Genomic DNA, 11,368 nt, shown 5'->3' with positions numbered 1-11,368 from the left:
GGAGACGAGCTCTTCCCTCGCCCGGAGGACTCCCAGCTCCACCGGCTCTCCCCCGACGTTAAAAGGGACTATCTCCTCGTCGGCCGAGTAGATGCCGCCCCGGTCGTCGAAGTAACAGGCGCCGGTGAGGTTCGGGTTGTCCTCCCGGGCCTCCGCCAGCGCCCGCACGATATCCTCCCCCGCGTCGGGGTCGAGGGCGGACGGGGAGAGCATTCGGGCGATAGTCCGACCCTGGTCAACCAGGGAGGTTTGGAATTCCTGGTAGAGGTTCGCCCGCTCGGTGGCCACCAGGAGCCAGGTAAGACCCGTCGAGGTGATGACGACCAGCAGCCCGACGAGGATGGCGAACTGCCAGCGCAGATCAAGGCGTCTTTCTTCCTTCTCCGCCATATCTGTTTCCCGGGTTCTCGTCCGCCGTGAGGCGGCCCACACCCCGCGCGAAGTGCTTTTCATTGTGTAGTTTACACCCATCCGCGGTATCGGGGCAAGCGGATGCCTCCGGCGCCGTTGTGGTATTATGATGACAGAAAATTGAGAAAACCCTTTTCCCCGATGTTCAAAGGAGACTCCATGGTCCGGAAAGCCGTCACGGCCTTGCTTTTTCTCTTGGTCGGGACGCTCCTTGCCGAGGCCCCCTACCCTATGCCCGAGGGTTCCCAGAGTTACTGGGAATTTTTCGGCGACACCCCTTTCACCCCCGGTCGGGGGTTCGTGGGGAAGCTGGAACTGGGCGAGTTGGTCTCCGACATGTACAACCGCATCGGCGGAGGGTCGGAGGAGATGGACTACCCATTCTGGTACTTCTTCGAAGACGGTCCCTACGCCTTCAGCGTCATCGGCGTGTACGACAAGGATTCCATGACCTTCCCCGTCATCGGCCTGGCCCTGGGCGGTCTGGCGGAATCGCCGCCGCCCACGATCACGACCCCCGAGGGGGTGGGCGTCGGGACGACGTGGCCCGAAGTGGTCGCCCTTTACGGTCGTCCAGCCATGGGTGTGCGAGCGGCCGGGGCGTCGTACCCTGAGTTGGGGCTGATCGTGTACCTCGACAACTATTTCAACGTCTCCACGCTCTTCGTTCAGGTGCCCGGTCCCCCCGAAGAGCTTTCCGGGATGCGCTACGAAAATGACGGTGTGGAACTGCCCCAGGTCGTGACGCCGGCCAAGGGTATTCTGGCCGTGCCCCTGCCCGAGGGGTGGTCGCAGACCGACTCGGCCGACACGACCGCCTTCTACGCCGATCCTTCGGACACTTGGAGCGTCCAGGTGACTACCTGTGTCGACTGCACCGACGACGTCACCCAGTGGGCCGACATGCAGGAGGGTTTCCTGTACGGGTCGAACCTCCTCCCCGCCGACATGTGGTACCTTCATCCCGAAGCGCTCGCGGCCTACGGCGCGGACGAGAGCTACTGCGCCGAGTATTCGAGCGATTACATGGGGCACAGTTGGAGCCTCTTCCTGCGCCGGTACACCGAGACGGTGAACGTCACCGTCAACTGCCAGGATCCCGAGACGTACGGGGCTGATCCCGAAGGGGCGGGTCGTCTGGCCCACGGGATTCTGTGCGGGCTGGAATTCGTGGAGTAGGCTGGACCCTTGACATATCCGGCCCGTTCTTGCTACGCTCGCCCTGCCCAAAAGGCCACGGGGCGGGGTAGCTCAGTTGGTAGAGCAGCGGACTGAAAATCCGCGTGTCCGCGGTTCAACTCCGCGCCCCGCCACCATTGACCCGGTGGAGCTGTTTCGAGATAAGGCGGGAGGAGACAAGGGGTTTAACCGAGCGAAGCGAGCTATGCCCCTGGCAAAACCCCTTGCCTTTCCTCGAACAAGGGTCGAACGGGCACGTAAAACCGCCTCGGTCGGATGGTGGCGGTCGCGGGGGACGACGGAGTCGTAGAGACAAGGGGTTTAACCGAGCGAAGCGAGCTACGCCCCTGGCGAAACCCCTTGCCCAAAAGCCGGGTGCTGGTTGACTTCACCCCGGGAGGTAGAATTGGGCGCGAAGCGCTATCTCAACGTTCTGGTCACCTTCGTCCTCTTCATCATCTGCCTCGGCATCGTCTACCTTCTGTCCCTGGATCGAACCGAGGGGCATCGCGGCGCCGGTGACCAGCTCTACGCGAAATACGAGTACGAGGCCGCGCTGGAGGAGTACAGGCAGGCTTGCCTGGTGGAGTATGCCGACCTCTTCGAGAGCATCGCCGACCCTGGTTCGCTGCCGCTCGAAACCGTACTGGGTACGTTGGAAAAGCAAGGCGTCGGTAACGAACGCGTCCTGAACGGCATCAACGACTGCTGGTTCCAACTGGGATCCATCGAGTTCGATAAATTCGATAAGAAGGGTCTCGATGAGGCCCTCCTCCCGGCCGAGACTTACCTGACCAAAGTGGAGCAAGGCGAGGAGCATGGCGAGCATGCGGAGGAGGCCCTGGCGATGCTGGCCAAGGTGCAGGAAGCCCTGAAGGAAGAGGTGGACATCGAAACCGGCACCCGTGTGGTTTGTGCCTACACGGTGTACATGGGCTGGCCCGAGCCGCCCGAGGGTCTGGTGTTCGAGGGCCCCGTTCCGCCTGATGGCTATCTCTACATCATGAACGACACCATGCACACCGAGAAGCTCACCAAGCGGGCCTATCTCAAGTACGAGGATGAGCTGAAACCCCTCATCATAGACGACTACGCCTCCCAGTATTACGCCGGGGACTTCATGAGCATCCCGAGCCACATCGCCGAAGACAGCCCCGTTGACCTCACCGTGACGGCGACCACCCGGGAAACCTCCATCGAGCTGGCCGGCGGCGACAGGCTCAACGCCGAGCCGTACAGGTACATGGTATTCGTTCTCATAGAGATTACGAACCGGAGCAACGATCCCGCGTACCCGGGCGGCCCCGAGCCCTACGAGTTCGACCTGTCGAACTGCCGTCTGTACAAGTCCATGGAAACCAACTTCGACGAGCCGATGATGTCCGACCAGAAGGATTCCCGCGATCCGCGTAAAACCTATCTGGCCGATAAGGCGACCATCCTGCCCGGCCAGACCCTCTCCGGCTGGATAATGTTCTACACCTGGGATTCGGCTGAGTACTACTTCAAGATTATCCGCAAGAAGGTCAACTCCGACACCGGGGTGGAGTTCTCCGAGCCGCTGGTCGGCAAGACCCTTCCGTCGTTCAGGTAGCCCTCGGTATTTCAAACGGGCGGGGCTTGGTTCCCCGCCTTTATTTATGGCGCGTAAATCCGACTTTGGCGAACTTGGTGTTTCAAACGGGTGGGGATTTGGTTCCCCACCCGTTTTATTTTGCCCCCCCGACCCGTAGGCGGGCTTCTCCAACGGGGAGAGGAAAATGTAGGACGGGGATTTTTAGTTCCCGCCGCTCTATCGCGTAAACTCCGACCCTCACCCCGGCCCGTGGGCGTGACTCTCCCAAAAAGGGGGAGGGAATTTGTCGGGCCGACCTAAACGGCGCGCCGTCGGTCGGCGCCTGCGAGGTTGATAAGCGATTCACGTCTAACATGTAGGGGCGGATGTTCGATCCAGCTTCCCTACCTCCGCTCCGCGTCAGAACTTCAGCTCCAGGGCCAGCTTGGCGTCGAAGCTCGAGTAGTCGTAACCCACCGAGGTCTTGTTGGTGAATTCCTCGTAGGTCAGCGTCAGGTTGGCGTGGATGTTGGTGGTGAGGTAGTACCCGCCGGTAAGCGAGGCGGTGTGGCGCGTGGTGTTGTCGGGAGGCGTCTGGCCGCTCCCGGAGACGCTGTTCTCGACGATGGTCAGGTTGTAGCTCGCGGTGAGCTGCAGCTCGTTGCGCAGCGGGACGTCCTCGCCGAGGAAGGGGACGCGGAAGGAGCCCGGCAGCTCGACCACGTAGGTGAGGCTCGCCCCGGGGTTGTAAGTGTTGGTGACCCGGTGGGTGTCGCCGATGCCGTAAGCCGACCCGCTCTCATCGGTGATGGTCGAGGCCTCGGTGTAGGAAAGCGTGGTGGAGAGGTCGTCCGACCAGCCGGCGCGCCAGGAGATGCCCGGAGTGTACGTCCGCGACAGGCTGACCCCGATCCACTTCGTCGTCTGCTTCTGGAAGGAGAGCTTGACCGTGGACTGCTGCAACAGGGCCGCGAAGATGGGGAAGTACTTGTGCCCGGTGATGGTGAGCTCGGCGGCCGGCCAGACCTCGGTCCAGGTCCGGCTGCTGCTTCCGTAGGCCTCGGATAGGTCCGTGGAGTAGGAGTACTTGATCTCCCCGAGAAGGACGTCGTAGCTCGCCAGCTCGGGGTCGTCGAAACCGCGGAAGAACTCCAGCGGGCGGAAGCGGTTCGAGATGAGATAGGAGTAGCCCCGCCCCGAATAGGTGGGCTCGCCGGCCTCGTGCCAGATGTTGTTCCAGCCCCAGACGTACTCGGGGGGCGGTTTTTGGGTGACTTCGTCGTAGGTCGAACTCCTCCTCAGGGTGTAGTTCAGGTTGGTCGTCCAGCTTCCGAACCACTTCTCGATGAGGGTTCCCAGGGAGAGGGGCAGGCTGGCCGAGAAGTTGTTGCTGACGCTCACGTCGTAGGTCGCGCCCGTGAATCCCAAGGGGGGGTTGAAGAGCTCCGAGTAGGTGGTGCCGAAATCCAGCGACGGCTGAGCCAGACGGAATCGGCTGAAGGAGAGCATCAGCCCGGAGTTCTGCGTGTAGCTCACCGGCTCGACGTGCAAGAGGTCGCGGGTGTCCGAGAAGGAGAAGTTGGGGGAGAATGACAGCCCGCGGATGAACTGCCAGGTCACCGAGGTGGTGACCTCTTCCTTTCCGGTGACGGTGTCCACCCGCCCCGTTTCCTCTTCGTAGGCGATGGAGTCCTTCTTGTAGAGGTACCGGGCGTTTACTTTGGTCGGGACGAAGAAGAGCTCGGAAATTATCGAGTAATCGAAGCTGGCGCTCATCGCCTCCTCGTGGTCGTTTCGTTGGGCCGTCTGGTTCAACCCCCGGTAGTCGGTGTAGGCGAATCCGATCGTGGGCCAGCCCGTCTTCGAGAAGGTCAGGTTGCCCTTGGCGGTGTCCGAGACCGTCTGGCCCAGGTCCTCGACAGAGCCCTCGTAATCGGCGATGTTTTCCACCGACACGGTGGAGTGGGTCATGGAGCCGGTTAGCGGCAGGGCGATGCCCCAGTCGGTGGGCATGAAAGCACCGAGCTGAAGGGTGGCCGCCCCGTCCAGGTCCTCGGCCGTGACCCCGGTGCGCCGGAGCCCGATGGACTGGAAGTCCCCCTCAACCTTCTGGTAGCTGCCCTCCACGGTGAGTACGTCGGCGAACTTCAAGAAGAGCCTCCCCCGCTGGGCCTGCCCCTCTCGCACCACCGGATTCTCCAGGTCAATGTTGTTCACCCAGACCCGACCCGGTCCCCCTCCCGGATCGAAGGCGCCGCTCATGGGGTCTGTGGTCAGGACGCCGCAGGCGACCTCGTACACGCGGACCAGTTGCGGCGAGCCGGCCACGGTAAGATTGTCCCTCGTGTAGGTCGCCGGACGCTCCTCGGGAGGAAAAGCATCGTACTCCTGCCGGAGGGCGATGAGGCGGGTGAAGTCCACTTCCAGCGTGTTCCAGCCCGGCGCCGCCAGCGGCATCGCCGCCTCGTAGTAGTTGTTCGGGTCGATGCCGAAGCGGATGAAGAAGAGGTCTTCACCGATTCTGTCCCGGTTGCGGTTGTTGATGGATACGGTCAGATGGTCGTGGGTGGTGAAGTCGCGGCTCTCCAGGAACTCCTGCGCCGTGGAGCCCCGGATGACGTCCTCGGTGTCCAGCACCCCATTGCCGGAGCCGGTGAGGTCCGGGTCGTAACCGGACCAGCCGATGTCCTCGCCGGGGTCGAGGATGCCGTTGTGGTTCATGTCCTCGGTGTTCAGGATGCCGTCCCCCTCGCCGGAGTCCGGCTCGCCGGTGTCGTGGAACCGAGGGCTCGGGTGGGTGTAGCCCCGCCCGAACCGCCCGTCGAAGCCCCAGTCGTTCCAGCGGACGAGGTTGTACGTGAGATCGAGGGCCTGTTCGCGGATTAAAAATCCCTGGGTGTCCTCGCGCTGCTCCAACGGATCGTAGTCCTGGTTGTCCTCGGAGTTCACCGTGCCCACGGCGAATTGATTCATCGGATTTTCGGGCTCGGTCACCGGGGCTTCCCACCGGACGCCGGTGAGCCGGAGGTTGTACACGAGGACGGCCGTGTTCTCGTCCGGGCCGAAATCGCCGGCGTTATCAGCCTCGATCCAGATGCGCATGGCCTTGACTATCTTGGAAAGGGGCGGCATATAGTCCCCCGGCCGCGTCTCGTCTGTCTCCAGGGGGATGCGGATGGCCAGCCAGCCGTTGCCCAGGTCGCGCCCCAGGTACTCCTCGGGGATGTCCGCCAGGGGGACGGCGTAACCGAAGTGCTGTTCGGCGGTGTCCAGGGTGAGGTTGAAGTCCAGGTCCTCGGTGTTCAAGAGGGAGTTGTTCCGCCCGATGATGACTTCGTCATACGCGCCGCCGACCCCGTATTCACCGCCGTCTCCCGAGTTGTTGAAGGTCCAGCCGCGCTCGTCCTCCGAGTAGTTCAGCCGTCCGTCCAACTCGCCGGGGTCGGAGAGGTCGTCGGAGATGCCCGCGTGCAGCCCCTCGTCCTCGGTGTCGTAGCCCTCGTAACCCAAGCCCGTGTAATCGCCGTCCGAGTCCTCGTTGATGAGACCGATGTCGAAGTGCAGCACGCCGCCGTTGATTTCGCCGCGGCGGTAGAGGTAGAACTCCAGGTACTTGAGGTTCTTCTCCTCGAGGTCCAGGCCGTTGGGGGATATTATCCGGCACACGGAATCCCACTCACCCGCTTTCTGGGGCAGCGGCCGCGATTCGTCGGCGCCGAACACCAGGACGCGCACGACGTCCTCGTTCCACTCGCCGTTTATCTGGCTGCGAATCCACTCCTCGTCCCCGACCTTCATGAGCTTCCGGTCGGCCTGTTCGTAGGTCCCGTCCTCGGTGACCGGCGGGGAGCTCGGGCCCCACTCGTCGCCGTCCGCGGGGAAGGAGATGGACTGGTTGGCGCTTTCCATGTCATCCACATGCGCCCGACCGACCCGGTTCGGGTTGTAGAAGCTGTAGGCCCACTCGCCTTCGAGGGTGATGACCGATTCTTCCTTCGATTCGATAAAGGGCAGGAGGTTGATGAAGTCGGTCATGAATTGGTTCTGCACGTTCAGGCTGGCGTCGGCGTCCACCACCTGGTGGGAGCTGGGGATGGACCGCAGCTCGGGAATCTCCAGCTTATCCACCGGCTTGTCGGTCCACTCGCCGATGTAGGTCCCCCCGAGGGTCATCACGTCGTCGAGGTTGAATTCCAGCCTGCCTCCGGCCAGCGTTTTGCCGGCCTCGCCGAATAGCGGCTTGTACTCGTACTTTATCTTCAGATCGGCGTCCGAGGAATCGGCCCCGGGAACCAGGAATTCGATGTACCCCGAGTCGTAATCTATGATGTAGTCAACGTCGCGGACCAGCCGTCGGCCGTTCAGCGTCACCTCCTCGGAGCCGGGGATGATGTTGGGCTTGAGGAAGCGGACGGCCGAGGCGCTGTGGTACTCCACGTGGATGTCGTAGCGGTGGTTGCGCCGGGAGTAGCTCTCGTCGTAGGCGTCCTCGTCGGTGCCCTCCTCACCCTCCTTCTGGAAGGGGTAGCGGTCGGGGAAGATCAAGAGGCCGCCGGCGAAGTCAATGTAGTTGATGTTGATCCGGTCGTCGGAGCCGTCGGAGGCGCGGGTGAGCCCGAAGACGCGCACCAGCGGTTCCGTGGTGTTGCCGTCTCCGTCGAAGTCCTCGGCGTCGTTGGCCCGGTCCTGGAGGTCGAAAATCTCCATGATGAAGTCGGAGTCGTTCTGCAAGCCCATGGCCCCCAGGTAGTAGACGTCGTGGTACATGTAGTCGGTCAATATCGGGTTGTTAATACCGCTCTTGACCAGCTTGGGGTCCGCCGTCGCACCTTCGCCGTAGCCCACCGAGTAGATGACGCCGGTGGGGTTGGAGGGGTTGGCCACCTTGTACTTGATCGCCACATAATCGGTGGTGCCGACGCTGGTGGTGAAGGTGACCCTGCCGGTCGCCTTGTTGATGTAGAAATCCCGCACGTTCTCCAACCGGCGCCAGAAATCGGAGCTGACGGGGGGGTCGCCGGTGGGAACGGGCGGGTTGGTGGGGCTGCCCCCTTCGCCGTCCGAGTAAATCCGGGCGTCGAGGGAGTAGTAGGTGTAGGTTGGGTCGCGCTCGTGGCCGTAGGAATAAACGTAAATCTCGATTAAGGCGCTTCCGTCGATGGGGGATTCGGCTATCTGAAGCTCTTGTCCGAAGTGGGCCGGGTTCGTGTCCACCCGGTAGTAGAGCCGCTCCGAGTAGCTCGTGTCCCTCAAGTCCTGCCGCTGGAGCTGACCCGTGCCGGTGAACTCCTCCTCCTCGGTGATGCCCTTCTCCCGGGAACCGATCAGGGTGAAGGTGAACCAGTCGCCCAAGCCTCCGATGACCTTGGCCCCGAAAAGGCTCTTCGCCGAGTAGCTGACAAACCGCGTTCCGGGGATGGAGAGGGCGATGTCGCCCAGCTCGGCCTGACGGATGAGCTCGTCCTCCCGGCCGGTGTAGAGGAGGGACAGCTTGTTCCGCGAGTCGTTCTCCCGGGTATCGTCGTAGTCCACGTTGACGGTGACCCGCTGGGCGATGGTCCCCTCGACCCGGATCTGGGTCTCCTGATCCATGTTGAAATTGCCCTGGGTGCCCACCAGGAGCGGGTCGGGGGGGTTAACGTAGGTCTTGGAAGTGTAGCCGAGGACGAAGAGCTTGCGGCCGGTGATTTTCAGGGTGGTGGCGAGCCAGTCTATGGCGATGTCGCCGATGAGCCCCTCGTCGGCCTCGTGGGCGTAGGTTTGTTCGCGGAGCCTGAGATTCGCCACCCGCTCGCTCCACTCGTCGTGGTTGAAGGGGTAGAGGTAGGGGTCACCGAAGGCGTCGTAGGTGCGGTTATAGCTCCAGAGCCGTTCTCCTAACTCCTCGGCGGTGGGTGGGGCGTAATCGCCGGGCTCGAGGACGAGCTCCTCGTAGAAGGCGGGGGTTCTAGGGTTCTCGAGCTCGGGAGTGAAGAACGCTTCGTAGGGGTGGTGTTTGGGCGGGTTGACCCGGTAGCTGAATCGCTCGACCCGGTAACCGTCGTCGGGTTTCGCACGGAGTGTACCGACGACGAGGAGGACGGCGAGAAGGGCCAGGATTACCGGGACTACAGGGCGCAACGGAGAACTCCCGGGCGGGGATCGGGGGAGTGAAAACGGTGGAATATATTAAGCTCAAACAGGATACGACGCTCCGCGGTTCCCGGTTCCCCTCTCGGGACGGTACAGAGAGGCCCTCCACGGCGCAGGTTTCACATTCCGGGAGGGGGTAGTCTACTCGGCTTGGATCAAAGAGAGGTCACCCACACGGCTGAAAACGCCCACCAGCTCGTTCAGCAGGGCCAGGCGGTTGTCGCGGAGCTCCTCGGAGTCGGCGAAAACCTTTACCTCATCGAAGAAGCGGTCAATGGCCTCGCGGAAGCCGGCGATTTTCCCCAAAGCGGCGTCGAAGTCTCCCCGCCCGACGGCGGCGGCCACCCCCGCCTCCTCGCGGGTTAATAGCTCCGCCAGCCCGCGTTCCTCATCCAGCTCCAGCTTGGTCGCATCGAAGGGCTTGAACTCGGTGAGGCCGAATTCCTTTGCGGCCTGGCGGAGGATGTTGCAGGCCCGCTTGTAACCGGTCGCCACGTCGGCGAACTCCCCGCCCCCCTTGGCCCGGGCGAGGGAGTGGGCCGAGCGCCAGGCGTACCAGGGGCGGGTCGGGTATGCCTCCAGGGCCGCCCGAACGGCATCGGTCGGCAGACCCAGCTCTCCGAGCAGGCGGAGGGCGCGGTCGGCGAGGAAGGCCACCAGCTTCGCGTAAATCTCGCCCTCGTCGAACGCCTTCTTGGTCACGCCTTCGAAGTTCGAGATAGCGATTCGCAGAAGCGGTTCAAGATCGAGCCGCGCGTGGCTGAATCCCGCGGGGGCGTGGTCCTCCACTCCGGCGGCGATGCCGATGACCCCCCGCGCGGCGCGGCGCAGCCCGTAGGGGTCCTTCGAGCCGGTGGGTGACAGGCCGATGGCGAAGCACCCCGCCAGGGTGTCCAAGCGGTCCAAGAGCGCCAGGAGGCATCCCGTCGCCGTTTGCGGCAGCTCCTCCGCCCGGCCCGAAAATCGTTTCGGGAGGTACTGCTCACGGATGGCCCGCCAGACCGGCTCGGGCTCCTTCTGCGCCCGGGCCAGCTCGCCGCCGATCAGCCCCTGCAGGCCGGTGAACTCGACGACGAGACGGGTGAGGAGGTCCTGCTTGGCCAGGGAGGCCGCGCGTTCGAGATGACCCGCCACGGTCGGGTCGGAGTCGCAAACCCCCTCCGCGTTGACCGACTGCACGAGGGTGATCAGGCGGTTCCGTTTGTCGGAATAGCTTCCCAGACCGCGGATGAACTGGAGGTCGGCGAGCTCCTCGGTCAGGGATTCGAGGGAACGCTTCCGTCCCAGATCCCAGAAGAAGGCGGCGTCGGTGAGCCGCGCCCGCAGGACGCGCTCGTGACCGCCGACGACGCCCCCGGCGTTGCGGTCCCCCCCGTCCCGCACGACGATGAAACGCGGCAGGAGCGCACCCGTTGCGTCGCGCACCTAGAAGTACTTCTGGTACTCCTTCAGGACGCTGGAGACCACCACCTCGGGCAATTCCAGGAACCGTTCCTCGAACCCGCCCTCCAGGCAGGTCGGATGCTCCACCATGTTGGTGACTTTGAGGAGGAGCTCCGCGTCGAAAAGCACGTTGCCGTGGGCGGAGAGCATCTCTTCCAGACGTTTCTTGAGATACGAATACCGTTCTCCCGGAGACTGGACGTTCCCCTCGTCGTCCACGGTGGTGCCGTCGAGGATGAGGTCGTGCTCCCGGCAGGCGCGCAGATACCCGTCCAGAGAGGCGTCGGCGAGCTCGAATTCCCGGTCGGCCAGGAAACGGTGCCCCCGCGACCGGCGCCCCGCTTTGACCTCGCCTATTTCCAGCGGCAACACCGCGTCGTCGGCCAGGGCCACGAGCCAGCGGATGGGCCGCAGGAACCGGACCTCGCCGACGCCCCAGCGCATGGCCTTGGGCAGCGGCATCTCGGTGACGAGGGCCTTTACGATGTCGGGAAGCAGGTCCACCGTGGAGGCTCCGCCCGTTGTTATCTCCACCTGCACCCGTGCCCCCTTGGGCGTCTGGTCTATCCGGAGGTCGGCCTCGGTGAGGCCGAATTTCGCGGCGAAGCTGATGGCGGCCGCGGTGGGGTTGCCTTCGCCGTCGTAGGC

Annotated in this window: 4 protein-coding genes, 1 tRNA gene and 1 pseudogene; 3 read left to right on the top strand and 3 right to left on the bottom strand. The window is 63.5% G+C overall.

Going from position 1 to position 11,368, the window contains the following annotated elements:
* On the bottom strand, positions 1-390 hold a 390-nt coding region (locus NTW26_08140), incomplete at its 3' end, for a hypothetical protein (protein ID MCX7022220.1).
* A 180-nt stretch (positions 391-570) separates the two neighbouring features.
* On the opposite strand from NTW26_08140, the gene NTW26_08135 reads away from it, so the two are divergent.
* The 3 genes from NTW26_08135 to NTW26_08125 all read left to right on the top strand — a co-directional run bounded on the left by NTW26_08135 (position 571) and on the right by NTW26_08125 (position 3,184).
* Positions 571-1,590, top strand: coding sequence for a hypothetical protein (locus NTW26_08135; protein MCX7022219.1), 1,020 nt, complete (start codon positions 571-573; stop codon positions 1,588-1,590).
* A gap of 61 nt (positions 1,591-1,651) precedes the next feature.
* Positions 1,652-1,727: transfer RNA gene (locus tag NTW26_08130), tRNA-Phe, on the top strand.
* 269 nt (positions 1,728-1,996) lie between these two features.
* The gene (locus tag NTW26_08125) at positions 1,997-3,184 is read left to right on the top strand and encodes a hypothetical protein (protein ID MCX7022218.1); all 1,188 of its coding nucleotides are present in this window, start codon (positions 1,997-1,999) and stop codon (positions 3,182-3,184) included.
* A gap of 381 nt (positions 3,185-3,565) precedes the next feature.
* Here NTW26_08125 and NTW26_08120 read toward each other — a convergent pair whose 3' ends face one another.
* Both NTW26_08120 and glyS read right to left on the bottom strand, forming a co-directional pair.
* Positions 3,566-9,265, bottom strand: coding sequence for a hypothetical protein (locus NTW26_08120; GenBank protein MCX7022217.1), 5,700 nt, complete (start codon positions 9,263-9,265; stop codon positions 3,566-3,568).
* Between the two features lie 153 nt (positions 9,266-9,418).
* Positions 9,419-11,368: pseudogene (glyS, locus tag NTW26_08115) on the bottom strand (glycine--tRNA ligase subunit beta).

It is taken from the genome of bacterium, assembly GCA_026398675.1.
In the GTDB taxonomy this organism is placed as follows: domain Bacteria; phylum RBG-13-66-14; class RBG-13-66-14; order RBG-13-66-14; family RBG-13-66-14; genus RBG-13-66-14.
This window is presented reverse-complemented; position numbering and strand designations above follow the sequence as displayed.

Excerpts from the sequence above, each read along its gene's own strand:
- NTW26_08135 (MCX7022219.1), top strand. The coding sequence starts at position 571 with ATGGTCCGGAAAGCCGTCACGGCCTTGCTTTTTCTCTTGGTCGGGACG.